Origin of the sequence: Rhizobium sp. CF142 (assembly GCF_000281145.1) — a bacterium.
In the GTDB taxonomy this organism is placed as follows: Bacteria; Pseudomonadota; Alphaproteobacteria; order Rhizobiales; family Rhizobiaceae; genus Rhizobium.
This window is the reverse complement of sequence record NZ_AJWE01000098.1, coordinates 107,804-131,506: the sequence shown is the minus strand read 5'-3', so window position 1 is coordinate 131,506 and position 23,703 is coordinate 107,804. Positions and strand designations below refer to the sequence as shown.

Below are 23,703 nucleotides of genomic sequence, written 5' to 3'. Positions count from 1 at the left end.
ACGTTTATTTCAGGAAGCCGGGACCGGAGCCGATGATCTTGTCATCAAGCGCGCCGATTGCGTCCTTGTCCTTGCCGTCATAATCCATGGTTTTCAGCATGTGGCGGATGAGGTTGAGCCTCGCCCGGCGCTTGTCATTGGCGCGGATGACGCTCCAGGGCGCAAACTGCGTATGGGTCTCCTTCAGCATGCGGTCGCGCTTCTCGCTGTAGTCGCCCCATTTGGTCAATGCGGCTATATCCATCGAGGAGAGCTTCCAGACGGCGAGCGGATCGTGCCGCCGGTCATGGAACCGCTTGATCTGCATTTCCCGGCCGATATCGAGATAGAATTTGAAGAAGAATATGCCTTCGTGAGCGATGATCTTTTCGAGCTGCGGCGCCTGGTGCAGGAAATCCTCATACTGTTTCGGCGTGCAGAAGCCCATGACCGGCTCCACGCCGGCACGATTGTACCAGGAGCGGTCGAAGAGCACGAACTCGCCCGATGTCGGAAACTGCGCGATATAGCGCTGGAAATACCATTGGCCCTGTTCCCGGTCGGTCGGCTTGGCGAGCGCCACCACGCGGGCAAGGCGCGGGTTCATATGGGCCGAGGAGGCCTGGATCGAGCCGCCCTTGCCGGCCGCGTCGCGCCCTTCGAAGAGCGCCATCACCCGTTTGCCCGTCGCCTGCAGCCAGAACTGCACCTTCACGAGCTCGGCCTGCAACTTCTTGAGCTCCCTGAGATACTCGTCTTCCTTCAGCCTCTCCTTGTAGGGGTAGCCGCCGGATTCCAGCGCATGTTCATCCACCCAGTCGGGCAAGGCGGGATCGTCGATATCGAAGACGCGTCTCTTGCCTCCGATCTCCAGCTCCACGGCTCTGCTTTCGACGTCTTTGGCCATCGTCTCCTCCTGCGCTTGATGATTTCGTTTTTTGTCAGGCGAACATATTTATCATTGAAAATCAAATCCCCTGCGTAAGCAAAGCGCAGACCGATGCCGTGAGCTGCGGCTTTTCGTACAAGTTTCAGAAACGGAAAACTTCTGTCATGAAACGCGGCTATCAGGCAGAGTTTGAATGTAAAGAAAAACGAATCGACGCCGTGAGGGGCAGCTTGGAAGACGACATGCCGTGGACGAAAAGCCTGTTGGCGCGCATCCGGCGCGAGCGCCCGGTTTTGCTGGCGACGCTGCTGAGTGCGCTTGTGGCACTTGCCGCGGGCATGAACAAATGGATCGTGCTCGCCCTGCTGCTCGTAATGGTCGTCACCTCGCTCTTCAACGAGGCGCCGGTCATCAGGCCTGATGTCGCCGAGCCGGTCGAACCCGAGCCCGAAGTGCTCCCGAGCCGCCTGCCGGAGGTCTCTGCCACGCTCGCCGGCCTCGATATCCCGGTCATGGTGCTCTCGGAAGATGCCTCGGTGCTGTTTCAGAACCGCGCCGCCGAAAAGGCTTTCGGCGAGGTGACGCTCGGCTCCCATATCTCGGCGCGGCTGCGCTCGCCGGGCGTCCTGGACATGGTGCGTGAAACCATCGCCACCAACGCCCCGAACCAGATCGAGCATTCCGAGCGCCTGCCGTCGGAGCGCGTCTATATCGTTCGCAGCGCGCCCGTCGAATTCAAGGACGACGAGGGCCTCAACGAGCGCTATTACATCCTCTCCTTCCGGGATATTTCCGAAGTGCGCCGCATCGATCGCATGCGCTCGGATTTCGTCGCCAATGCCAGCCACGAGCTGCGCACGCCGCTTGCCTCGCTGCGCGGCTTCATCGAGACGATCCAGGGCCCGGCAAAGAACGATCCGAAGGCGCAGGCGCGTTTCCTCGGCATCATGTTCGACCAGACGACGCGCATGAGCAGGCTCGTCGATGATCTCCTGTCTCTCTCCAGGCTGGAACTCAAGTCGCATATCGCCCCCGATGAGAAGGTGGATCTCGTGCCGCTTCTCGGCCATGTCAGGGATTCGCTCGTGCCGCTTGCAAGGGATGTCGGCGTCTCGATCAACCTGCACCTGCCTGATGGCAAGGTCGAAGTGCTGGGAGACCGCGACGAGCTCGTCCAGGTCTTCGAGAACCTGATGGAAAATGCCTGCAAATACGGCCAGGAAGGCGAAGTCGTCGATGTCTGGCTGAAGAATGGATCGGGCCAGCCGGTGGAGGTCAGCGTCGTCGACAAGGGGCCAGGCATTCCGGCCGAACATGTGCCGCGCCTGACGGAGCGCTTTTATCGCGTCAGCATCGAAGACAGCCGTTCGAAGAAGGGCACCGGCCTCGGGCTTGCCATCGTCAAACATATTCTGACGCGCCATCGTGCACGGCTGGTCGTTAAATCGGAGGTCGGCAAGGGAACGGAGTTTACAGTGCGCTTCTGACGCAATATGTCGCACACTATTTTAAAGTGTCATATTTTTCTATTAAAAATCAACAATTTAACATGTCATAAATGTTTCATCGATTTGACATAAAAGGACGGTGCTTAAGGCGCTAAGAGAGTCCTGCCGATGAAAAAAGGCAATGCGAGGGCCTCTTCGAGGCCGCACTCACACAAGCCCAAATGCCGGGAGATTCAAATGAACACCTTTAAACTTACTGTTGCCGCGCTCGCTGCAACCGCCGCTTTCGCTGGCGTTGCCGTTGCCCGCGACCAGATTCAGGTTGCTGGTTCGTCCACCGTCCTGCCGTACGCAAAGATCGTTGCCGAGTCCTTCGGCGAAACCTTCACCAAGTTCAAGACGCCGGTCGTCGAATCCGGCGGTACGGGCGCTGGTCTCAAGGAATTCTGCAAGGGCGTCGGTGAAGACACGATCGACGTTGCCAACGCTTCGCGCCCGATCAACAAGAATGAAGCCGAAGCCTGCAAGGCTGCCGGCGTAACGGACATCCAGGAAGTCAAGATCGGTTATGACGGCATCGTCTTCGCAACCGACGCTTCCAACCCGGATGTTGCCTACGTTCCGGCCGACATCTACAAGGCCCTCGCTGCCCAGGTTGTCGTTGACGGCAAGCTCGTCGCCAACCCCTACAAGAAGTGGTCTGAAGTCAACCCGAAGCTTCCGGCTGTTGATATCGCTGCCTACATCCCGGGCGAAAAGCACGGCACCCGCGAAGTCTTCGAACAGAACGTTCTCGCTGCAGGCTGCAAGGCTTCCGGCGCTCAGGAAGTCATCGCCAAGGAAATCGCCGACAAGGCTGCCCAGGGCAAGGCTTGCGTCGCAGTTCGCAAGGACGGCGCTGCTGTCGACATCGACGGCGACTATCCGGAAACGCTGGCACGCATCGCTGCCAACAAGACCGGCGTTGGCGTATTCGGTCTCTCCTTCTACGAAAACAACGCTGACAAGCTCAAGGTTGCGACCATGAGCGGCATCGTTCCCTCCACGGAAACCATCGCTAACGGCACCTACCCGGTTTCCCGTCCGCTGTTCTTCTACGTCAAGAAGGCACATCTCGGCGCCGTTCCGGGCCTGAAGGAATATGTCAACTTCTTCGTATCCGACCAGATGATCGGCCCTGACGGCCCGCTCGCCGAATACGGCCTCGTTGCCGCTCCGGATGCCGAGCGCGATGCGATCCGCAAGGACGTAGAGGCTGGCAAGACCATGTAATGACTTTGCCGGCGCGGCGCTTGGGGGCATCGCGCCGGCATCGCCTTATCCGTCCGGCTCCATTGGGGTGTCGGGCGGATGAAGACTTCTTCTCCATGATGTCGAAGCCGATGGCATGCTCCTGGAGCTGCCGGGCTTTTTGGGGGCTGTGGGCCTGGGGACGTAACGAATGAGCACATCCATCATACTCTTGTGCCTGGTAGTGATCGGCGCCGTTGCCTATATGGCCGCGCGCAGCCGCGCCATGGCACTTTCCGGCGGCAGATCTGCTGCCCTGCATTCGCGGCCGGCCTATTATGGCTCCTATGCCGCGATCTGGGCTGTTCTGCCTTCCCTGATCGTTCTGTTTGCCTGGCTGGCTGTCAGCCCGGGCATCATCTCTTCCTCCGTTCGCGGCGCCTTTCCCGATGACGTGAAGGCGCAGCCGGCCGTCCAGCAGGACCTCGCCTACAGCATGGTCGCTACGGTTGCCCGCGGCATGAACATGCTGACCTCGGATGAGCTTTCCTCCCTGTCAAGCAATCCTGCCGGTCTGCAGGCAAAGCTCAGCGAGAAGGGCGTACCGCTCGCCGGCGAGCCGCAGCCCTACATGATCGCTGCCGCAAAGACCCTGAACTCGGAGAGCATGACGAGCCGCGTCATCATGACGGCGATCGTGCTGCTCATATCTGTCGCAGGTGCTTTCTATGCGCTGCGCTCCGTTGCTCCGCGTTTCCGCGCCCGTAACCGTGTCGAGCGCGTCATGCTCTGGGCGTTGCTCGTTGCATCCTCCATCGCCATTCTGACGACGATCGGCATCGTGCTCTCGATGTTGTCTGAAGCGGGCCGCTTCTTCGCGGTCGTTCCCTTCGCCGACTTCTTCTTCGGAACGGTCTGGGATCCGCGTTTTGCCGGTGCGGGCAGCTCCTCCTTCGGCCAGTTCGGCCTCATTCCACTCCTGCTCGGCACGCTCTATATCGGCCTGGTCGCCATGCTGGTCGCCGTGCCGGTCGGCCTCTTTGCCGCCATCTACATGGCCGAATATGCTTCTTCGAAGGTGCGCTCGATCGCCAAGCCGCTTCTCGAAGTGCTCGCCGGCATTCCGACGATCGTCTATGGCTTCTTCGCGCTCGTCACCGTCGGGCCGTTCCTGCGTGATTTCTCGGCGCAGATCAGCGGTCTTCTGAGCGGCAGCTATACGAACTTCATCCAGGCACAAAGCGTCATCACCGCAGGCATCGTCATGGGTATCATGCTGATCCCTTACGTTTCCTCGCTGTCGGATGACATCATCACCGCAGTTCCGCGGGCACTGCGCGACGGCTCGCTCGGTCTCGGCGCCACACGGTCCGAAACCATCAAGAAGGTGGTCTTGCCCGCAGCTCTTCCCGGTATCGTCGGCGCGTTGCTGATGACCGCTTCGCGCGCCATTGGCGAAACCATGATCGTGGTTCTGGCCGCCGGTGTTGCCGCCCGTATCCAGATCAATCCCTTCGAGCCGATGACGACAGTGACCGTCAAGATCGTCAACCAGCTGACCGGCGACCTTGAGTTCACCTCGCCGCAGACGCTGGTTGCCTTCGCCCTTGGCATCACGCTGTTCTGCATCACGCTTTGCCTCAACATTTACGCGCTCTACATCGTGCGCAAATACCGGGAGCAGTACGAATGACGAATATTGTTTCCCCCATCGCCGGCGTCACCGTTTCCAAGGCGCCCGCCCGTCGTGATATCGGCATCAAGCGTCGCTACGCTGCCGAGCGCCGCTTCCAGGCCTATGGCATCGCAGCCATAGCATTCGGCCTCGTCTTCCTTTTCATTCTGCTCTGGACGGTCATCAGCAACGGCTATACGGCCTTCCTGCAGACGTCGATCACCCTGCCGATCGAATTCACCGAGAAGACGATCGACCCTGATAACAAGCGTGCGACCGACCCTTCGGTGCTGGTCGCTGCCAACTATCCGGTCCTGCTGCGCGATGCGATCGTCAAGCAGCTCGGCGTCAATGCTTCGAGCCGTCCTGATGTGCGCGACGCAACCGCAATGCTGTCCAAAGGTGCGCCCATTCAGCTGCGCGACATGGTCGTCGCTGACCCGTCGATCATCGGCAAGACCGTCAATGTGACTGTGCTTGCAGATGCCAATATCGACAGCGCCAACAAGGGCCAGATCGACCTCAAGGTCGATGAGAAGAACCGCAAGGTCAACGACAAGCAGGTCGGCTGGATGAACCAGCTGAAGGCGAGCGGTGTGCTTCACAAGACGTTCAACACCGGCCTCTTCGTCAACGGCAATTCCAGCCGTCCGGAAGCCGCAGGCCTCGGCGTTGCCCTCATCGGCTCGCTCTACCTGATGCTGATCGTTCTCGCACTTGCGCTGCCGATCGGCGTCGCCGCCTCGATTTACCTTGAGGAATTCGCGCCGAAGAACAGGCTGACGGACCTGATCGAGGTCAACATCAACAACCTCGCCGCCGTTCCGTCGATCGTCTACGGTCTGCTCGGTCTCTCGGTCTTCATCAACTTCGCCGGCCTGCCGCGTTCGGCATCGCTGGTCGGCGGCCTGGTGCTGACCCTCATGACGCTGCCGACGATCATCATCGCGACGCGTGCGGCCCTGCGCGCCGTTCCGCCGTCGATCCGCGCGGCCGCACTCGGCCTCGGCGCCTCGAAGATGCAGATGGTGTTCCACCATGTGCTGCCGCTTGCCATGCCCGGCATCCTGACCGGCACGATCATCGGCCTTGCCCACGCACTCGGCGAAACTGCGCCGCTGCTCTTGATCGGCATGGTCGCCTTCGTCGCCCAGGCGCCGACCACTCCGCTCGATCCTTCCACGGCACTTCCGGTTCAGGTCTACATGTGGGCCAACGAAGCCGAGCGTGCCTTCGTGGAAAGAACCTCGGGTGCCATCATCGTCCTGCTCCTGTTCCTGATCGTCATGAACATCGGAGCTATCCTCTTGCGTCGTCGCTTTGAGCGCCGCTGGTAAACGGAGTAAAGATCATGAACATGTTGACGGAAGCCGCAGTCGAGAAGGCGCTGGACCAGAAAATGAGCAACGTCCCGTATAAGATGATCGGTCAGGATGTCTCCGTTTATTACGGCGAGAAGCGTGCGCTTTTCGATGTCAATCTGAACATCCGCGAAAACACCGTGACCGCGCTGATTGGCCCGTCGGGCTGCGGCAAGTCCACCTTCCTGCGTTCGCTGAACCGCATGAACGACACGATCGACGGCTGCCGCGTCACCGGCAAGATCACGCTCGACAGCGACGATATCTACGATCCCGACATCGACGTGGTCGAACTTCGCGCCCGCGTCGGCATGGTGTTCCAGAAGCCGAATCCGTTCCCGAAGACGATCTATGAAAACGTCTCCTACGGACCGCGCATCCACGGCCTCGCCAAGTCCAAGGCCGACCTGGACCAGATCGTCGAGACGAGCCTGCAGCGCGCCGGCCTCTGGAACGAGGTCAAGGATCGCGTGCATGAATCCGGCACCGGCCTGTCCGGCGGTCAGCAGCAGCGTCTGTGCATCGCACGCGCCGTTGCCGTCAGCCCGGAAGTCATCCTGATGGACGAGCCCTGCTCGGCACTCGACCCGATCGCGACTGCAAAGGTCGAAGAGCTGATTCATGAGCTGCGTGAAAACTACACCATCGTCATCGTGACGCATTCCATGCAGCAGGCCGCGCGCGTATCACAGCGTACGGCAATGTTCCACCTCGGCAACCTGGTCGAGGAAAATGACACCGACAAGATGTTCACCAATCCCGACGATCCGCGCACCCAGGACTATATCATGGGCCGGTTCGGCTGATTTTGGCGATGTGAAGCCTTCCCGATTTTCGAGGACAAAGCCCCATGGCATCGACACATATTTTTTCCGCTTACGATGACGATCTGAAATTCCTGTCCCGGCGCATTTCCGAGATGGGTGGTCTTGCCGAACAGATGGTCGGCGAGGCCGTCCGTGCGCTGGTCAACGGCGACACTGCGCTCGCCCAGAAGGTCATTTCCGACGACGTGATCCTTGATCACGCGGAACGCGAAATCAACGACAAGGCGATCGTCACGATCGCCCGTCGCCAGCCGATGGCCTCCGACCTTCGCGAGATCATGGGTTCGATCCGCATCGCCGCCGACCTCGAGCGTGTCGGCGACCTCGGCAAGAACACCGCAAAGCGCGTCATCGCCGTCCAAAGCACCGGCGTTCCGCGCAAGCTCGCCCGCGGTCTCGAGCATCTCTCCGAACTGGCGCTCGTCCAGCTCAAGGAAGTGCTCGACGTCTATACGACGCGTTCTGCGGACAAGGCCAAGTCCATCCGCGAGCGCGACGATGAGATCGACGCGATGTACACCTCGCTGTTCCGCGAACTCCTGACCTACATGATGGAAGATCCGCGCAACATCACGAGCTGCACGCATCTTCTCTTCTGCGCCAAGAACATCGAGCGCATCGGCGACCACGCGACCAACATCGCCGAGACGATCTACTACATGGCAACCGGCGCCCAGCCGGAGGGCGAGCGTCCGAAGGACGACAGCTCCAATACCGTTGGTGCGGTGACGGAGTAATCCTGACCTGCCGATTGCATGCGCGCCCCGCGCGGGGGCGCGCAAAGGTGCAGCCAATTCCGAGTTTCTGTATGATCTCTTGCTTAAATCGCCCCCGGTTTAAGGATCATGCATTAGGAGACTGACACGCATGATCCCAAGAGTTGCAGTTGTTGAAGATGAAGAGGCGCTGAGCGTGCTTCTCCGCTACAACCTCGAGGCTGAAGGTTTCGAGGTGGATACGATCCTCCGTGGCGACGAGGCCGAAATCCGGCTTCAGGAGCGCACGCCCGACCTGCTCATCCTGGACTGGATGCTGCCGGGCGTTTCCGGCATCGAGCTCTGCCGCCGGCTGCGCATGCGGCCGGAGACCGAGCGCCTGCCGATCATCATGCTGACGGCACGCGGCGAAGAGAGCGAGCGCGTTCGCGGTCTCTCGACCGGCGCCGACGATTATGTCGTCAAGCCGTTCTCGACACCGGAACTCGTCGCTCGCGTCAAGGCGATGCTGCGTCGCGCCCGTCCGGAGGTTCTCTCCACTGTTCTGAAATGCGGCGATATCGAGCTCGATCGCGAAACGCATCGCGTTCATCGCAAGAGCCGCGAAGTCCGCCTCGGCCCGACCGAATTCCGCCTGCTCGAATTCCTGATGTCGTCGCCGGGCAGGGTCTTCTCCCGCTCGCAGCTCCTGGATGGCGTCTGGGGCCACGATATCTACGTGGACGAACGCACCGTCGACGTCCATGTCGGCCGCCTGCGCAAGGCGTTGAACTTCTCCAACATGCAGGATGTCATCCGCACCGTCCGCGGCGCGGGATATTCCATGGAAGCCTGATCCGAGTGATCGGAGGTCACGAACGGGTCGCTCGCTTGTCGGGCGGCCCGTTTGTCTATCTGGCACCCCTAGCTCCTTATGAAAGCCGACACCACGCGCCGAAAGCGAACATCGAAAGGATCTGCTTCCTACAGACGGATGCGCACAAGAATTCGATCAAGAGCCTTTTGCAGAGCCGCAGTGCCGCCAAACGCGCGAAAGTCTTCGAGAACCTGTTCATTCAATCCGCCCTTGGTCGAATGCTCGCCGATGAGTTCATCGAAACTCGCGACAGGTTTTGAACGGGCAGCATGGGCGAGGCCGGAAAACAATTGACGGAGGTAGGCGTCGCCAGCCGTTCTCGAAAGCCCTTGGCTCTGCAGCCAGGTCGACGTCGCGTCCAGGATGCCGAAATAGCTGGCCATCAGGCAGCTCGCCGTCGCGAGAAGTTCGAACTCCAGCTTGTTTTCAACCTGGATCGCCGTTCCGAGCGCCGAAAAGAGGGCGTGGGAAACCTCGTCGGGCGGGTAGATCGCAGTCGCGCCCTGAAGATCTGCGACAAACGGAAGTGGAATTGCCAGGCTCAGGCGAACTGGCTGATCGATCCACGCCCGCAGTTGATCCATTGGCGTGGCCGCGACAAAGCTGATGACATGGTGGCCCGGCCGAAATCGGAGCGAGCGGACGACCTCCTCGGCAATTTGCGGCCTCACTGCCACGAATACGAGATCGGATTGGTCGAGAACATCCTGGTTGCCTAAAGCGATCGACGCATTCTGGTTTGCCGCCGCGAGGCGGGCGGCGACGCTTGCGCTACGGGGTGACAGCACGATCCGTGTGTCGCGAAACGCTGTCTTCCCCAGTCCGGTGACGACGGCCTCGGTAATCGTGCCCGTCCCGACGAACCCGATTGTCATCCGCTTTGGATCGATCTCCATTGGCACCCCTGAGCGACTGTTTGCGCCTCGACGAGAATACCGCATCTATATCAGAAAATCGCGCTACAGCGCCATGACCACCGTTCCATGCCGGTCTAGGGCTGAAACGCATTGGTGGCGTTGGCACATAAGTTCGCATTGTCAGGCATAGTGGGCGGCAGGCAGAGATCGGCCTTCGGCAGATCGTGGTCAGGAGCTGTTTTCCGGCCCTCCTGCGCCGGCTAAAAAATCACCCCTCCGCGCAAGGCGAGGAGGGGTGATGGCACGTTGCGTCTGTTGGAAGATCGCGGATCAGCCGACCCGGACAGCCTTGCGGCGTTCGCTGACCGGCTGGTAGGCGAGGCGCTGGTGATAGTTGCAATAGGGCGAGGAATCCGGGGAGTCGCAACCGCAGAAGTAGAAGTCGTCCTTCATCGGATCGCCGACCGGCCACTTGCAGGTGCGCTCCGTCAGTTCCGTCAGGCCGAGGCGGCGCGAAATCGGCACGACCACGTTCTTGGCCGGCACGTATTCCATTTCCTCGACCGTTTCGATCTCGATCTCTTCCTTCAGCATCGTTGCGCCCTGCTGGCGGGTAACGGTGCGGGTGGTGATGCGAGAGGCATAGTTCGGGGCGCGCGGAGCCGAGGTATTGCGCTTCGGTGCGCGCGCGGCGGTTGCCGTGCCGCCGGCCTTGGCGCGGCCGGGAAGACTGAGCCGGTGAACCTTGCCGATAACAGCGTTTCTACTGACGCCGCCAAGCTGCGCAGCGATCTGGCTGGCGCTCAGCCCTTCCGACCAAAGCTTCTTGAGCTTCTCGACACGCTCGTCTGTCCAGTTCATTGCCCTGTCTCCACCTTTCGCGTTGGTGATGGCAGAATCCCTCACCGTTGCCTCGGAAGTCTCCGAAGCAAGAAACGCCTGATCAATTTTGGTGACTAGTTCCGCCGCATGCAGTCTAGTAATTGAACTTTAACCTAGTGTGAGCCTGACTCTGTGACAAGAGTCGCAGGAATCCGATGAATCCGAATTCGAGGTTTTCCCCAACTTGCTTCCCGGGCGAGTCATTTCTGCAACATTAGCTGTTGATAGACCTGCAAGTCTGATTTGAGGCTTGACGCATGTGCTAAATCCTCAGTTTTGTTGACATTGCAGTGCGAAAAGTAAATAGTGCTCCCTGCCGCCGAAAGGCGGCATTTTTAATTTTTCGGGCCTGGTTTTCTTAGCCGGAGTCCGTTGTCTCGGAGCCTGACCAGGAGATTGCGCCATGGCTGAAGCCTCGCCGCTTTATGATACCTATTCTCGTGCCCCGCTGCGGTTCGAGCGAGGCGAAGGCGTGTGGCTGATCACCGAAACCGGCGAGCGATATCTGGATTTCGGCGCGGGCGTTGCCGTTACCTCCGTGGGCCATGGTAATCCGCATGTTGTGGCCGCCCTCAAGGATCAGGCCGACAAGGTCTGGCATCTCTCCAATATCTATGAGGTGCCGGGGCAGGAGAAGCTTGCCAAGCGCCTGACGGATGCCACGTTCGCCGACAAGGTGTTCTTCACCAATTCAGGCGCCGAGGCTCTCGAATGCGCCATCAAGACCGCGCGTCGTTACCAGTTTTCCAAGGGTCATCCCGAGCGTTTCCATATCATCACCTTCGAAGGCGCCTTCCACGGCCGTACGCTCGCGACCATCGCCGCCGGCGGTCAGGAGAAATATCTCGAAGGTTTCGGCCCGAAGACCCCTGGTTTCGATCAGGTGCCCTTTGGCGATGTCGAGGCTGTCCGTGCCGCTATTACCGACAAGACCGCCGGTATCCTCATCGAGCCGGTGCAGGGCGAGGGCGGTGTCCGCCCGGCAACGTCCGAATTCATGAAAGCGCTCCGTCAGCTCTGCGATGAGCATGGCCTGCTGCTGATCCTCGACGAAGTCCAGACCGGCGTCGGCCGTACCGGCAAGCTCTTCGCCCATGAATGGTCGGGTATAACGCCCGACATCATGGCGGTTGCCAAGGGCATCGGCGGCGGCTTTCCGCTCGGCGCCTGCCTTGCGACGGCGGAGGCCGCTTCCGGCATGAAGGCGGGCACGCATGGTTCCACCTATGGCGGCAACCCGCTGGCCATGGCTGTCGGTAACGCGGTTCTCGATGTCATCCTGGCCGAGGGCTTCCTGCAGCATGTGCGTGATGTCACTCTCGTCTTCCGCCAGGGCCTTGCCTCGCTCAAGGATCGCTATCCTGATGTCATCGAGGACATCAGGGGCGAAGGCCTGTTGCTCGGCGTCAAGGCTGCCATTCCCTCGGCAGAGCTACTGAAGGAAATCCGCGCAGCCCATCTTCTGGCGATCCCGGCAGGCGATAATGTCATCCGCCTGCTGCCGCCGCTGGTCGTAACCGCCGAGGAGGCGCGCGAGGGTCTTTCCCGTCTCGAACGCGCTGCCGAAAGCATCCGTGCCGCCAAGGTCAAGAAGACCGCTTGATAGGACAATGCCCCGCCCGCCGGCGGGCGTAGCAGGTAACGAACAATGGCTTCCCCCAAACATTTCCTCGATCTTTCCGCAGTCACCGGATCCGACCTCAGAACCATCATGGACGATGCCAAGCTGCGAAAGCAGGCTTTCAAGGCGGGTACCGCCGACAAGCCGCTCGCTGGCAAGATGCTGGCCATGATCTTCGAGAAGCCGTCCACGCGAACCCGCGTCTCCTTCGATGTCGGCATGCGCCAGCTCGGCGGGGAGACCTTGTTCCTGTCGGGCACCGAAATGCAGCTCGGCCGCGCCGAGACGATCGGCGACACCGCCAAGGTTCTGTCGCGCTATGTCGATGCGATCATGATCCGCACGACCGACCACAACCGTATGCTGGAGCTCGCCGAGCATGCCACGGTGCCCGTCATCAACGCGTTGACGGACGACACCCACCCTTGCCAGATCATGGCTGATATCATGACCTTCGAAGAGCATCGCGGCCCGATCAAGGGCAAGACGATCGCCTGGACCGGTGATGGCAACAACGTGCTGCATTCGCTGGTCGAAGGTGCTGCCCGTTTCGGCTACCGCATGAACATGGCCGTACCCCTTGGTTCCGAGCCGAAGGATCACTATCTGAACTGGGCCCGCAATGAGGGCGCCGAAATCATGCTTTACCATGATGCTGACCGTGCGGTTGCCGGCGTCGATTGCGTGGTGACCGATACCTGGGTCTCCATGAATCAGGAACATCGGGCTCGCGGTCACAATGTCTTCCAGCCTTATCAGGTCAACGCGCATTTGATGGCGCAGGCCGGCAAAGATGCATTGTTCATGCATTGCCTTCCCGCCCATCGCGGCGAGGAGGTGACGGATGAGGTGATCGATGGCCCGCAATCCGTGGTCTTCGATGAGGCGGAAAACCGCCTTCATGCGCAGAAGTCGATTCTTGCTTGGTGCCTGGGCGCGATCTGAACCATAATCGGATGTCGCGAGTCCAAAACTCGCGGCTGCGCAAGCAGCCGGTGCGCTAGCCGGCTGCTCTGACAAAACAGGAGTGAAAGCCATGGCAGAAGCTGCCGCCGCCCTCGGCGAGTTCGATTTCGCCGGCGATGATCATGTCGTCCCCTTCCAGGTGGAAGGGCTGGATGTGCGCGGTCGCGCCGTCCAGCTCGGCCCGATGCTGGATTCGATCCTCGAGCGCCATCATTACCCGACACCCGTCGCCCGCCTTCTGGCGGAAGTGGTTGTGCTGACGGTGCTGCTCGGCACCTCGCTGAAGTTCGAGGGCAAGTTCACCGTCCAGACCAAGAGCGATGGTCCCGTCGACCTTCTCGTCGCCGATTTCTCGACGCCGGAAAACGTCCGGGCCTATGCCCGCTTCGATCAGGCCCTGCTCGATAAGGCGATCGCGGCAGGCGAAACCGAGCCGGAACAGCTTCTCGGCAAGGGCGTTCTCGCCTTCACCATCGATCAGGGCAAGTTCAGCCAGCCCTATCAGGGCATCGTGGCACTTGACGGTACCTCGCTGGAAGAGATTGCCGGTGTCTATTTCCGCCAGTCGGAACAGATCCCGACACGCGTGCGCCTTGCCGCCGCCGAACTCTTCGACCGCGACGAGAACGGTAAGCCGCGTCACCGCTGGCGGGCAGGGGGCCTCGTCGCCCAGTTCCTGCCGGAAGCGCCGGAGCGCATGCGCCGGCCCGATCTTCATGGCGGTGATGGCGACACGGCTGCGCGCGCCCATGTCGAGGATGATGCCTGGACGGAAGCCCGCTCGCTCGTCGAAACCGTGGATGCCGATGAACTGACCGATCCGCTTGTTGGCACCGAGCGACTGCTCTTCCGCCTCTTTCACGAACGCGGCGTGCGCGTCTACGATCCGCGCGCTGTCTTCGATCGTTGCAGCTGTTCGCGGGAGAAGATAGGCGGCGTGCTGAAGGGCTTCAGCGCCGAGGAAATCGAGGCGAGCCAGGAAAACGGCGAGATCTCGGTCACCTGCGAGTTCTGCTCCACGACCTACCGCTTCCCGGTGCAGGAAGTTGCCGCGGCGGAGTGACTAAAAGCATGTCGCGCAAAAGTGTGCAGCGGTTTTGCGATAACGACATGCGAAAACAAGGTCTAAAGCGTGGCAAGCGAATCTGAAAGATCGCGCCGCGCTCTAGTTAAGCACCCTGAGCAGGCCGGGTGAATCCAAGGAGAAGGCGGGTATGTCGACATCGAACGTCTCGCCTTCGTCCGTCTCCATCTGGTAGTGGCCGAACATCAGGCCGGATGGCGTATCAAGCGGGCAACCGGAGGAATATTCATAGGTGTCACCTGGCTGCAGCCGCGGCTGCTCGCCGACGACGCCGGGGCCGCTGACCTCGTCGATCTGCCCGTTCTGGTCTGTAATGTTCCAGTAGCGGTTGACGAGACGCACGGCGATGCCGGAATTGTTGCTGATGACCACACGATAACCCCAGACATAACGATCGTCTTCCGGGTCGGATTGCTCCTCCAGATAAAACGGCTCGACAACGACTTCGATATCTCGTGTGAGGGCGCGATACATGCCTTACACCTTAGTCAGGATATGTTACCCGTATCTTATAAGAGGCCTCTGCCGTCAAGAAACGGTACAGTGATCGCGGCCTCACCACCCCCGGTTGGACCGCCTTTCGTTCATTAAGCCTAACTCTCAGTGTTAATTTCAAGGCAAATGCTACGGCCGCGGTGCTTTCCGCGGCCGTGCCTTGATGCTCAGGCCGAAACCTTGGCCAGAGCGCGGGCGAAATCCTCGACCAGATCGTCCGTGTCTTCGATGCCGGCCGAGAGGCGTACCGTGCCCGGCGAAATGCCGAGTTCGGCGCGGGCTTCGTCCGTCAGGTTCTTGTGCGTGGTCGTGGCCGGATGCGTGATCAGGCTCTTGGAGTCGCCGAGATTGTTGGAGATCTTGACGATCTCCAGCGCATTCTGCAGCGCGAACGCCGCATCCTTGCCGCCCTTCAGCTCGAAGCAGACGAGCGTCGAGCCGCCCGTCATCTGCTTGGCGATGATATCCGCCTGCGGATGGTCCTTGCGGCCGGGATAGATGACCTTGGCGACCTTGCTCTGATCGGCGAGGAAGTCGGCGATCTTTGCGGCATTCTGCGTTTGCTGCTTGACGCGCAGCGGCAGCGTCTCGATGCCCTTCAGAAGCGTCCAGGCATTGAACGGCGACATGGCCGGACCGGTATGGCGGAAATAGTCATGCAGGTTCTCGTCGATCCATTCCTTGTCGGAAAGAACGACGCCACCGAGGCAGCGGCCCTGACCGTCAATATGCTTGGTCGCGGAATAGACGACGATATGAGCGCCGAGCTCCAGCGGCTTCTGGAAGAGCGGGGTCGCAAACACGTTGTCGACGACGACCTTTGCGCCGATTTGGTTGGCGAGCTTGGCGACGCCGGCAATATCGACCACTTCCAGCGTCGGGTTGGTCGGGCTTTCCAGGAAGAACACCTTGGTCTTCGGTGTAACAGCCTTTTCCCAGTTTTCGAGGTAGCGGCCGTCGACCAGCGTGCAGTCGATGCCGTATTTCGGCGCCAGCGTCTCGACCACCCAGCGGCAGGAGCCGAAGAGGGCGCGCGCTGCAACGATATGGTCGCCGGCCTTCAGCTGGCAGAGGATGGCGGCGGTAACGGCGGCCATGCCGGATGCCGTGGCGCGGGCATCTTCGGCGCCTTCCAACATGCACATGCGCTTTTCGAACATATCATTGGTGGGGCTGCCGTAGCGCGCATAGATGAAACCGTCGGTCTCGCCCTTGAAGCGCGCTTCCGCCGCTTCCGACGTATCGTAGACGAAACCCTGCGTGAGATAGATTGCCTCTGATGTCTCGCCGTACTGCGAGCGGAGCGTTCCGCCGTGAACGAGTTGGGTTGCCGGGCGCCAAGTCTTGCTCATGCCATCACCACTTTCAAACAACAAAAAAACCGGCCGCAAAAGCAGACCGGTTTTCAACCCGGTCTTTTTAGCCACTTATTTAACGTGGCTGCAAGCCGACCGGCCAAATCACCACGGGATAAATTTGCAATACTGCCGTTCTGCGCTTGCGTCAATTCCCCGACTTTGGTTTTGTCGGCGGCAAATTATGGATGGAGCATGATGGCTCGCGAAACTGGAATTTTGGCCGACCGCGCAATTGCCGCGCTGTTTGAAACGGGGCGTCTTCAAAGCGAGCGTGAGCTGGATCGTGACCAGATCCAGCCTGCCAGCCTGGATCTGCGGCTGGGCGCCAAGGCGTTCCGGGTGCGCGCCAGCTTCATGCCCGGCCCTTCTCACCTTGTCGCAGACAAGCTCGACCGGCTGAGCCTGCATGTCATCGACCTCAGCGAAGGCGCGGTGCTGGAAACCGGCTGCGTCTACATCGTGCCGCTGATGGAGCGCCTCGATCTGCCGGCCGACATGTCGGCCTCGGCCAATCCGAAGAGCTCGACCGGCCGCCTCGATATTTTCACGCGCGTCATCACCGATTACGCGCAGGAATTCGACAAGATCCCATCAGGCTATTCCGGCCCGCTCTATCTCGAAATCAGCCCGCGCACCTTCCCCATCGTCGTACGCCGCGGCTCGCGCCTGTCGCAGATCCGCTTCCGCGTCGGCCATTCGGTTCTGGGCGAGCCGGAGCTTCTGAAGCTACACGCGACGGAAACGCTCGTCGCCGCCAAGCAGCCGAACGTCTCCGGCGGCGGCATTGCGCTGTCGATCGATCTGGCGGGCGACGAGGAAGGCCTGATCGGCTATCGCGGCAAACACCACACCGCCGTCGTCGACGTCGACAAGAAGGCCCAGCACGATATCTTCGACTTCTGGGAACCGCTCTACAGTCGCGGCCGCACCGAACTGATCCTCGATCCGGATGAGTTCTATATCCTCGTCTCGCGTGAGGCCGTACACGTTCCTCCGCACTATGCGGCGGAAATGACCCCCTTCGATCCGCTCGTCGGCGAATTCCGCGTCCACTATGCCGGCTTCTTCGACCCGGGCTTCGGCCACGCCCCGGCCGGCGGCCGCGGCAGCCGCGCCGTGCTGGAAGTGCGCAGCCACGAAGTGCCCTTCATCCTGGAAGACGGCCAGATCGTCGGCCGCCTGATCTACGAACACATGCAGGAACAGCCGTCGAGCCTTTATGGCTCAGGCCTCGGCTCCAACTATCAGGCCCAGGGCCTCAAACTGTCGAAGCACTTCCGCATCTGATGCCCGATGGCGCCGTCACTTGACAGCGGCGGCCATCTGTTGGAAGTCTCAAGCATCAGGCGGGTGTAGCTCAATGGTAGAGCAGCAGCTTCCCAAGCTGAATACGAGGGTTCGATTCCCTTCACCCGCTCCAGCTTCCCCTTCCCAAGCTTGAAGGGCGGGACGTCAAAGGCCGGTCTTATTGTCGTGAACCGCCACTGCAAGGCTGATCAAGACTTGCTTGCTGGTCATCGATAACGTGAGCCACGACTTCATGTTGAGGCCGGCTGGTATCAGCCGCGATATCATATTTGCAGAAGTTATGCGGTTTCAAATGGAAGTTTGTTTTCCCGAGGACCGGGTGGCAAGTCACGGCCAACCCCTTATTGTATTCCTGATCGCCACTACTTGACAGCGAGTAGGATATGTTATAATTATATATTACTAATATATGTTTTCGACAATGTGCCTCTACGCGCAATACTGTAGCGCGTGGCGATGAGACATATATTTCCACAAAATCCGCGATTTTTTCTCTTGCCTTATGGGAAGGCGAGAAACCGACGCTGAGCGTCATTTTAGGTTCTCGTTAGTTGTAACTCTAAGGGAGGTTGCAATGGCAGAGCAGCGAAAGTCCGTAATCATCACGTTTAAACCAAAGGATAAACGCCCCGATAAGAAAAAAGACAAGCTCGAGATAGTACGTGCAGCAATTGCCGAAGAGGCTGTGCCTCACTTTCTCGATGCGACATCGCTTACAATTGGGGCTGGACGTCCAGTTTTAGACGATGAAACGGTTGGGTATGACGTCAACCAATATGAAGCGCCGATCGTAAGTGCGAGACTTCTGGAGGGCGAAATCGATGCCCTTCGGAAGAATGGCAATGTCGCGAGAATAGAGGACGACGCTCCCTGCTATGTGATCGGTAACGCCTTGCAGCATCTACAAATCGAGAATCAGCCATCTGTTACGGCCGAAACGATTCCAGTTGGCGTTGCTCAGATTTTCGCTCCGGCAGCGTGGGGAAATTCGCAAGGCAAAGGGATTCGCGTTGGCGTCGTCGATACCGGAATAGATTTCAATCATCCGGATCTGAGGCCCAACTATAGCGGTGGCGCTAGCTTCGTACCCGGTGCGCCAACCCCTATGGATGACCAGGGTCACGGCACTCACTGCGCGGGTACCATCGCTGCGGCAATAAACGGTGCGGGCGTTGTGGGTGTAGCACCGCAAGCTTCACTTTATGCCGCCAAAGTGCTGGACCGCAATGGCAGTGGTCAGTTCAGCTGGGTTATTGCCGGCATAGACTGGTGCATCCAGAACAAGATGCATATCATCAGTATGAGCCTCGGAGGATCTGCGGCGCCCACCGCCTTGCAGACAATTTGCAACCTGGCATGGACCCGTGGTCTGTTGATTGTGGCAGCGGCGGGAAATGCCCAAGACCTCCAGCCGGTGCCGCCGGATCCCAGCAACGTGGGCTTTCCAGGTAAATACAAGAATGTAATCGCCGTCTCGGCAATCGATTCCGGCAATGCCATCACATCGTTCAGCAGCCGGGGACCTGAAGTTGACCTTTGTGCGCCGGGATTGAACGTCTTGTCCACAGCGCCAGGCGGCGGTTACGCGACGATGAGTGGCACAAGTATGGCCTGCCCTCATGTCGCCGGAGCTGCGGCTCTTGCCTGGGGCGCTCACCGTTTCGCGACCAACGAGCAGGTCTGGAACCTGTTGGCTTCCACTGTAGACAATTTGGGAATTCCTGGTTGGGATCCTCTCTATGGCTACGGTCGCGTGAATGCCAATGCCGCTTCGGGAGCGCTTGTTCCGCCTCCAACTGTATTGAAAAGAGGAATTTAGGACTCGCAACGCTTCAGATGCAACCAGCACGGCGTGGACTGCACGGTCGCAGGTCTGGCTCACATATTCATTATGGTTGACAGAATGCGCTTGCCTCTGTGTCGAGTTCGATAAGCTGAACCTCGGGCGTTGCCGCCAGCTGATAGATTTGATCGGCTGTCAGTGTGGCGGCAATGGCTGGGATGCTCTGATATGAATTATTTGCCGTGATGCCGCTTGCCAGGACAGCCTTCATGGCATCTGTACTCTGAAACGTAATTATTACCGGCACAACACGCCCGGTATGTCGAGCAGCGTCTGCCTCTTTCGACAATGCTTCAGTGATCTTATCCATAGTTACCTCTTCTCCAATCCCGAGTCCGAGGTGTTGCGTAAGACCAGACGTACAGCGGACCACCTAGACCAGACTGGGACCCCACGGAGTTGACTTGCAGAGTCGACAAGATAGCGCTCGAAACTCTATCTAGGGTCTATCCTCGTATATCATAAACCGTCGTTCAACCAAAACGACTTCTCAGATAGGTTGTAAGCGACGGAAGATAGGTGCGAGGTATTTGATCCCGGGTTTTGATGGTGCATCATTTTCCTCGGAATGGAGAAACATTCTGGGCCAGGTCTTGCGCCGAAGCGTCACGACGATTGAGGAAATTCGTTGAGCAACGCTAAATAACGAGGTGCAGACGGCTGGGATAAGCTCTATCTCTTTGTGGCGATTGAGCGAACATCATGGTTCGCCCCACCGAACTCTACACCAGAGCCGGTAAGATGAACGCCGCCCAGTTCGTGCGGAACCGGATCGCAGCCGTGCCTATGCTGCCGATGTCGTTGAGTTGACCGGTGCGTTCGATCTCAGAAACGCCATCCATATCAGTCATTCAGCCGGCGATCCTCCGCTTCGATGGGCAGCCGATCCAGCTTCCCCCTTCAATCTCTTCCGAAAATGTTGATCGGCCGGTATCGGCGATGAGCAATCGCCAGCGTCCGGTCCGGGCGAATGATATAGGTCTCCTCGACCTGACGGCCGTATTGGTCGATGAAATCGTGCGGGAAGGTCGAGCCAACAGGTGACTTCGTGAGTTTGGTGCGCGGCTGGCCGTTATAGGTGATGCTGCCGGGAATGGGCTCGATGCCGGGACCGGTATAGTCGACAGTGGTGCAGCCGGCGAGCGCCAGCGCGCCGATGAGGCCAAGTGCGATCAGTTTCATATTGGAAGCCTTTCTTTCCGCAGCACGGTGCTATTGTACCGCAAATCCCGGAAAGCTCACGATACAAACGGTGCACGTGTCTTCAACCCTTCGGGAGAGCTTCGGCAAAAGGTTGCCGTCGGTGATGACTTCGCTCCTCTGAAGTCGCTCGACCGAGCATATTGCCGCTCTCGGCCCGATCTGCTAGAGCGGCACTGTCGAAAAAGGCAGGACCGGATAAGGTAAGCCCGGTCCCTCCCATCATGGGAAGCTCTGATCCGTGTTTCACACGAGAACCCGCGACGTGGCCCGCATGCGAATGCGGGGTCCCGGCGGCATGCGGAGCGTTAAAAGACGCACTCCTCCGGGATTTTATTCTCAAAGGAGATAGTCATGCGTTTGAACCATCTTGATTTCTACGTGCCCGATATTGCCGCTACGGCCGATTTCTTTGTTCGTTATTTCGGTCTGGAATTGCGGCAGATGAACGAACGGATCGGCCGCGCGATCCTTCATGACGACCAGGGAACGGAGATCGTCTTGAGCCGCCCGCTGCCGAAATTCGGCGGTGCCGATCAGGTGGAGCTGCAGCGGCAGACCTATCATATCGGCTTCATCCTCGCCGAAAGATTGGATGTCGATCGGCTTCATGGCCGTCTGGTGACAGATGATGCCGCCGTCTCAGGACCACCGGCCGCCATTCGCGGCGGCTGGCTCTTCTATTGCACCGCGCCCGGCAACCTTCTTGTCGAAGTCGGCTGGCGTCCACCAGCCTGAATAAGGACCTGAAACGAAAATGGGCGGCCGAAGCCGCCCATCCTCATTCAATCATGTCTTTTGCTCAGAATTCCGTCCAGTCGGCTTCCTGGCTGCTGGCGGGGGCTGCGCTGTTCGCGCCGAATGCGCTGGCAAGCTTCTGGCCAAGGGCGCGGGCCGGCGAAGCCTTCGGGCGTGCGGTGCTTTCGGCAACGCGGACCGGGGCTCTGGCGGCCGGCCGTGCGGCAGCGCGCGGCGCGGCCGGTGCCGTCGAGATCGGCGCGCTTGCAACGAAGCCACCGGTGCCCGTCAGGCGGAACTGGCCGAGCAGGCCGTTGAGCGCCGTCGCTTCCGTGGCAAGGCTGTGGCTTGCCGCGGTGGATTCCTCGACCATGGCGGCATTCTGCTGCGTGCCCTGATCCATGGTGTTGACGGCTGTATTGATCTCCTGCAGGCCGGTCGACTGCTCGCGGGCGGCCTCGGCGATCGCATGGACGTGCTGGTTGATCTCCTGCACCTCGTGGACGATCGCATCGAGCGCCTTGCCCGTTTCGCCGACCAGCGAAACGCCGGTCTGCACATGTGTGCCTGACGTGTTGATCAGTGCCTTGATTTCCTTGGCGGCGTTTGCAGAGCGCTGGGCGAGTTCACGCACTTCCTGTGCGACGACCGCAAAGCCCTTGCCCGCTTCACCGGCACGCGCTGCTTCGACACCGGCGTTCAGCGCCAGAAGGTTGGTCTGGAAGGCGATATCGTCGATGACGCCGATGATATTGCCGATCTCGACGGAGGACTGCTCGATCTGCTGCATGGCAGCGACCGCCTTGCGGACGACGTCGCCGGATTTCTCCGCACCAAGGCGGGTGCGGGCGACGAGCTGGCTTGCCTCTTCGGCACGCTTTGCCGCGTCCTTCACCGTTATGGTGATTTCCTCGAGGGCTGCTGCCGTTTCTTCGACGGAAGCGGCCTGCTGTTCGGTGCGCTTCGAAAGCTCATCGGCGGACGACCGGATCTCGTTGGCACCGGCGCTGATGGCACGGGCGTTGGAGCCAACTGCGTGCAGGGTTTCGTTGAGCTTCTCGACCGAATTGTTGAAGTCCTGGCGCAGCGCGTCGAGATGCGCGACGAAAGGCGTTTCGATATGTGAGAGGAGGTCGCCCGCCGAAAGCCGGCGCAGGCCGTCTCCGAGCGCATTGACCGCACGCTCGAGATCGGCGGCTTCCGCGGCCTTCTGTGTTTCGCGTTCACGGCGCTCGCTGTCGCTGAGGCTGCGGTCGGCTTCGGCACGCGCCTCGATCTGAGCACGCTCGATCGCGTTGTCGCGGAAGATCGAGACGGCCTTGGCCATCTGGCCGACCTCGTCGCCGCGGTCGAGACCGCTGATCTCGCTCGCGGTATCGCCTTCGGCAAGCCGCGTCATGCGCAGGCGCAACTGCATCATGGGGCCGGCGATGCCGATCTGCGCCACGGCCACGCTGATCCCGACAGCCGCGAGAACCGCAATGCCGATCAGAATGAAACAGAAGACGATCCGCTCATTGACGGAAGCCGAAAGAGCGTCGCCGCCTTCGTTGAGCATCGCCATCATCGCATCGTTGTTGGCGATCATCTTCGGCGTCAGCGCGTTGAGCTTGGCATTGATCAGGGCGACATTCGCCAGGGCGCCGGCGCTGTCTTTGGCCTTGCTCTGCTCGATGATCTTGTTCGACAGAGTTTCGATTTCATCGATGGCGGCCTGGATTTCATCGATCGCCGCCTTGCGGCTGGGCACAAGCGCCAGCGCCTGTTTCATGCGGTCGCGTGCCTGCGGCAGCTTGCTCGGTGCGGCGACCGCCGTTTGGAATGCCGGCGTATCGGGCTTCATGTCGGCAAGCAGGCTTACCTGCAGCACCGAGGCGACGACCGATGCGCTCGCTCGCGCGCTCAGCATCGAGGCCAGCGCCTCATGATCGATGAAGGCGCTGTAGGCCGCGTCCGTTCGGCGGAATTCGGACATGACATAGATCAGTCCGGCCATGGTGATCAGCCCCAGGAGCGCCACGACCGATATGACTTTTGTGCGGATTTTCAGATGTTTCAGCATGGAAATGTCACCCGATTGGCCGGGTGTGTTGCGAACCCGGTGCTTTTGAAATCGTTTGTTGCAGAACAATTCTTCGGTATTGCGGTGTGGGAGATACCTTGAGAGGTTCGACATGCGCATCATGCGGTCGGCCGGTGAGGTCGGTGTCGTCGGTAACAAATAAGATCGGATATTGCTTAATTCCGCGCTAACGGGCTCGGAGGATTGCCCGTTAATTTTGAGGGCATAGTTGTCATTTGTGCTTGGGTGTTCGAAAAATGCAATTTATGCGGAATTTCTTGTGTGGCTGGCGCAGAGCCGTGTCTTCC

22 protein-coding genes, 1 tRNA gene, 1 pseudogene and 1 riboswitch are annotated in these 23,703 nt (G+C 59.8%); of the genes and pseudogenes, 15 read left to right on the top strand and 9 right to left on the bottom strand.

What is annotated here, in order from left to right:
- Positions 1 to 4: 4 nt before the first annotated feature.
- Positions 5 to 886 (bottom strand): polyphosphate kinase 2, encoded by an 882-nt coding sequence (gene ppk2, locus PMI11_RS21755; RefSeq protein WP_007821281.1) that lies wholly within the window; start codon positions 884 to 886, stop codon positions 5 to 7.
- A gap of 245 nt (positions 887 to 1,131) precedes the next feature.
- Here ppk2 and phoR point away from each other — a divergent pair, with 245 nt between their 5' ends.
- The 7 genes from phoR (at position 1,132) to phoB (ending at position 8,960) form a co-directional block, all read left to right on the top strand.
- Positions 1,132 to 2,355 (top strand): phosphate regulon sensor histidine kinase PhoR, encoded by a 1,224-nt coding sequence (phoR, locus tag PMI11_RS21750; protein WP_037071875.1) that lies wholly within the window; start codon positions 1,132 to 1,134, stop codon positions 2,353 to 2,355.
- A 198-nt stretch (positions 2,356 to 2,553) separates the two neighbouring features.
- Entirely contained in the window at positions 2,554 to 3,588 is a 1,035-nt protein-coding gene (locus PMI11_RS21745; protein WP_007821279.1) for a substrate-binding domain-containing protein, read from the top strand.
- Between the two features lie 169 nt (positions 3,589 to 3,757).
- The gene (gene pstC / locus PMI11_RS21740; protein ID WP_007821278.1) at positions 3,758 to 5,239 is read left to right on the top strand and encodes a phosphate ABC transporter permease subunit PstC; all 1,482 of its coding nucleotides are present in this window, start codon (positions 3,758 to 3,760) and stop codon (positions 5,237 to 5,239) included.
- Positions 5,236 to 6,558: a phosphate ABC transporter permease PstA gene (gene pstA, locus PMI11_RS21735; protein WP_007821277.1), complete on the top strand. Its 1,323-nt coding sequence runs from the start codon at positions 5,236 to 5,238 to the stop codon at positions 6,556 to 6,558. Before pstC ends, pstA begins: the two co-directional genes overlap by 4 nt.
- A gap of 14 nt (positions 6,559 to 6,572) precedes the next feature.
- Positions 6,573 to 7,388, top strand: a complete 816-nt coding sequence (gene pstB / locus PMI11_RS21730; RefSeq protein ID WP_007821275.1) for a phosphate ABC transporter ATP-binding protein PstB — start codon at positions 6,573 to 6,575, stop codon at positions 7,386 to 7,388.
- Between the two features lie 44 nt (positions 7,389 to 7,432).
- Positions 7,433 to 8,146 (top strand): phosphate signaling complex protein PhoU, encoded by a 714-nt coding sequence (gene phoU, locus PMI11_RS21725; RefSeq protein WP_007821274.1) that lies wholly within the window; start codon positions 7,433 to 7,435, stop codon positions 8,144 to 8,146.
- 130 nt (positions 8,147 to 8,276) lie between these two features.
- A complete protein-coding gene (gene phoB / locus PMI11_RS21720) occupies positions 8,277 to 8,960 on the top strand; it encodes a phosphate regulon transcriptional regulator PhoB (RefSeq protein WP_003570612.1) in 684 nt (227 codons plus the stop codon).
- Positions 8,961 to 9,088: 128 nt separating this feature from the next.
- On the opposite strand, the gene PMI11_RS21715 is transcribed toward phoB, so the two are convergent.
- Together PMI11_RS21715 and PMI11_RS21710 are read right to left on the bottom strand one after the other, a co-directional pair.
- Positions 9,089 to 9,877 (bottom strand): pyrroline-5-carboxylate reductase, encoded by a 789-nt coding sequence (locus PMI11_RS21715; RefSeq protein WP_007821269.1) that lies wholly within the window; start codon positions 9,875 to 9,877, stop codon positions 9,089 to 9,091.
- A 291-nt stretch (positions 9,878 to 10,168) separates the two neighbouring features.
- The gene (locus PMI11_RS21710; RefSeq protein WP_007821268.1) at positions 10,169 to 10,699 is read right to left on the bottom strand and encodes a GcrA family cell cycle regulator; all 531 of its coding nucleotides are present in this window, start codon (positions 10,697 to 10,699) and stop codon (positions 10,169 to 10,171) included.
- A 424-nt stretch (positions 10,700 to 11,123) separates the two neighbouring features.
- Between PMI11_RS21710 and PMI11_RS21705 the strand changes: the two genes are divergently transcribed.
- From PMI11_RS21705 to PMI11_RS21695, 3 genes are all read left to right on the top strand, one after another.
- Entirely contained in the window at positions 11,124 to 12,323 is a 1,200-nt protein-coding gene (locus tag PMI11_RS21705) for an aspartate aminotransferase family protein (protein WP_007821267.1), read from the top strand.
- Between the two features lie 45 nt (positions 12,324 to 12,368).
- Entirely contained in the window at positions 12,369 to 13,286 is a 918-nt protein-coding gene (gene argF, locus PMI11_RS21700) for an ornithine carbamoyltransferase (RefSeq protein ID WP_007821265.1), read from the top strand.
- Positions 13,287 to 13,377: 91 nt separating this feature from the next.
- Entirely contained in the window at positions 13,378 to 14,370 is a 993-nt protein-coding gene (locus PMI11_RS21695) for an Hsp33 family molecular chaperone (RefSeq protein ID WP_007821264.1), read from the top strand.
- Positions 14,371 to 14,472: 102 nt separating this feature from the next.
- Here the strand turns inward: PMI11_RS21695 and apaG are convergent, their stop codons facing one another.
- Both apaG and PMI11_RS21685 read right to left on the bottom strand, forming a co-directional pair.
- The gene (apaG, locus tag PMI11_RS21690; protein ID WP_007821263.1) at positions 14,473 to 14,865 is read right to left on the bottom strand and encodes a Co2+/Mg2+ efflux protein ApaG; all 393 of its coding nucleotides are present in this window, start codon (positions 14,863 to 14,865) and stop codon (positions 14,473 to 14,475) included.
- Between the two features lie 188 nt (positions 14,866 to 15,053).
- Complete coding sequence (locus tag PMI11_RS21685; protein ID WP_007821262.1) at positions 15,054 to 16,238, bottom strand: O-succinylhomoserine sulfhydrylase; 1,185 nt, start codon at positions 16,236 to 16,238, stop codon at positions 15,054 to 15,056.
- A 46-nt stretch (positions 16,239 to 16,284) separates the two neighbouring features.
- A riboswitch (SAM riboswitch) is annotated at positions 16,285 to 16,363 on the bottom strand.
- 73 nt (positions 16,364 to 16,436) lie between these two features.
- On the opposite strand from PMI11_RS21685, the gene PMI11_RS21680 reads away from it, so the two are divergent.
- From PMI11_RS21680 to PMI11_RS21670, 3 genes are all read left to right on the top strand, one after another.
- Positions 16,437 to 17,531, top strand: a complete 1,095-nt coding sequence (locus PMI11_RS21680) for a 2'-deoxycytidine 5'-triphosphate deaminase (protein ID WP_007821261.1) — start codon at positions 16,437 to 16,439, stop codon at positions 17,529 to 17,531.
- A gap of 59 nt (positions 17,532 to 17,590) precedes the next feature.
- Positions 17,591 to 17,664: transfer RNA gene (locus PMI11_RS21675), tRNA-Gly, on the top strand.
- Positions 17,665 to 18,126: 462 nt separating this feature from the next.
- Positions 18,127 to 19,371, top strand: coding sequence for a S8 family peptidase (locus PMI11_RS21670; RefSeq protein WP_007821259.1), 1,245 nt, complete (start codon positions 18,127 to 18,129; stop codon positions 19,369 to 19,371).
- A 70-nt stretch (positions 19,372 to 19,441) separates the two neighbouring features.
- Here PMI11_RS21670 and PMI11_RS21665 read toward each other — a convergent pair whose 3' ends face one another.
- Positions 19,442 to 19,705, bottom strand: a complete 264-nt coding sequence (locus PMI11_RS21665; RefSeq protein ID WP_007821257.1) for a protease inhibitor I9 family protein — start codon at positions 19,703 to 19,705, stop codon at positions 19,442 to 19,444.
- Between the two features lie 327 nt (positions 19,706 to 20,032).
- On the opposite strand from PMI11_RS21665, the pseudogene PMI11_RS37415 reads away from it, so the two are divergent.
- Positions 20,033 to 20,181, top strand: a pseudogene (locus tag PMI11_RS37415) (IS481 family transposase); the annotation flags it as partial.
- On the opposite strand, the gene PMI11_RS38415 reads toward PMI11_RS37415, so the two are convergent.
- Positions 20,118 to 20,246: a hypothetical protein gene (locus PMI11_RS38415; protein WP_007821255.1), complete on the bottom strand. Its 129-nt coding sequence runs from the start codon at positions 20,244 to 20,246 to the stop codon at positions 20,118 to 20,120. The pseudogene PMI11_RS37415 and the gene PMI11_RS38415 sit on opposite strands and share 64 nt — an antisense overlap.
- A gap of 49 nt (positions 20,247 to 20,295) precedes the next feature.
- Entirely contained in the window at positions 20,296 to 20,577 is a 282-nt protein-coding gene (locus tag PMI11_RS21660; protein WP_007821253.1) for a hypothetical protein, read from the bottom strand.
- Positions 20,578 to 20,949: 372 nt separating this feature from the next.
- Here PMI11_RS21660 and PMI11_RS21655 point away from each other — a divergent pair, with 372 nt between their 5' ends.
- Positions 20,950 to 21,333, top strand: coding sequence for a VOC family protein (locus PMI11_RS21655; RefSeq protein WP_007821251.1), 384 nt, complete (start codon positions 20,950 to 20,952; stop codon positions 21,331 to 21,333).
- Between the two features lie 64 nt (positions 21,334 to 21,397).
- Here the strand turns inward: PMI11_RS21655 and PMI11_RS21650 are convergent, their stop codons facing one another.
- A complete protein-coding gene (locus PMI11_RS21650; protein WP_037071856.1) occupies positions 21,398 to 23,395 on the bottom strand; it encodes a methyl-accepting chemotaxis protein in 1,998 nt (665 codons plus the stop codon).
- Positions 23,396 to 23,703 lie beyond the last annotated feature (308 nt).

Bases quoted from the DNA above. Each gene is read 5' to 3' on its own strand.
- PMI11_RS21685 (WP_007821262.1), bottom strand. From the start codon at position 16,238: ATGAGCAAGACTTGGCGCCCGGCAACCCAACTCGTTCACGGCGGAACG.
- PMI11_RS21665 (WP_007821257.1), bottom strand. From the start codon at position 19,705: ATGGATAAGATCACTGAAGCATTGTCGAAAGAGGCAGACGCTGCTCGA.
- PMI11_RS21680 (WP_007821261.1), top strand. From the start codon at position 16,437: ATGATGGCTCGCGAAACTGGAATTTTGGCCGACCGCGCAATTGCCGCG.
- PMI11_RS21745 (WP_007821279.1), top strand. From the start codon at position 2,554: ATGAACACCTTTAAACTTACTGTTGCCGCGCTCGCTGCAACCGCCGCT.
- pstB (WP_007821275.1), top strand. From the start codon at position 6,573: ATGAACATGTTGACGGAAGCCGCAGTCGAGAAGGCGCTGGACCAGAAA.
- apaG (WP_007821263.1), bottom strand. From the start codon at position 14,865: ATGTATCGCGCCCTCACACGAGATATCGAAGTCGTTGTCGAGCCGTTT.
- PMI11_RS21660 (WP_007821253.1), bottom strand. From the start codon at position 20,577: ATGAAACTGATCGCACTTGGCCTCATCGGCGCGCTGGCGCTCGCCGGC.
- PMI11_RS21655 (WP_007821251.1), top strand. From the start codon at position 20,950: ATGCGTTTGAACCATCTTGATTTCTACGTGCCCGATATTGCCGCTACG.
- PMI11_RS21705 (WP_007821267.1), top strand. From the start codon at position 11,124: ATGGCTGAAGCCTCGCCGCTTTATGATACCTATTCTCGTGCCCCGCTG.
- PMI11_RS21670 (WP_007821259.1), top strand. From the start codon at position 18,127: ATGGCAGAGCAGCGAAAGTCCGTAATCATCACGTTTAAACCAAAGGAT.
- PMI11_RS21650 (WP_037071856.1), bottom strand. From the start codon at position 23,395: ATGCTGAAACATCTGAAAATCCGCACAAAAGTCATATCGGTCGTGGCG.
- phoB (WP_003570612.1), top strand. From the start codon at position 8,277: ATGATCCCAAGAGTTGCAGTTGTTGAAGATGAAGAGGCGCTGAGCGTG.
- phoU (WP_007821274.1), top strand. From the start codon at position 7,433: ATGGCATCGACACATATTTTTTCCGCTTACGATGACGATCTGAAATTC.
- PMI11_RS21715 (WP_007821269.1), bottom strand. From the start codon at position 9,877: ATGGAGATCGATCCAAAGCGGATGACAATCGGGTTCGTCGGGACGGGC.
- PMI11_RS38415 (WP_007821255.1), bottom strand. From the start codon at position 20,246: ATGACTGATATGGATGGCGTTTCTGAGATCGAACGCACCGGTCAACTC.
- PMI11_RS21695 (WP_007821264.1), top strand. From the start codon at position 13,378: ATGGCAGAAGCTGCCGCCGCCCTCGGCGAGTTCGATTTCGCCGGCGAT.
- pstA (WP_007821277.1), top strand. From the start codon at position 5,236: ATGACGAATATTGTTTCCCCCATCGCCGGCGTCACCGTTTCCAAGGCG.
- pstC (WP_007821278.1), top strand. From the start codon at position 3,758: ATGAGCACATCCATCATACTCTTGTGCCTGGTAGTGATCGGCGCCGTT.
- ppk2 (WP_007821281.1), bottom strand. From the start codon at position 886: ATGGCCAAAGACGTCGAAAGCAGAGCCGTGGAGCTGGAGATCGGAGGC.
- argF (WP_007821265.1), top strand. From the start codon at position 12,369: ATGGCTTCCCCCAAACATTTCCTCGATCTTTCCGCAGTCACCGGATCC.
- PMI11_RS21710 (WP_007821268.1), bottom strand. From the start codon at position 10,699: ATGAACTGGACAGACGAGCGTGTCGAGAAGCTCAAGAAGCTTTGGTCG.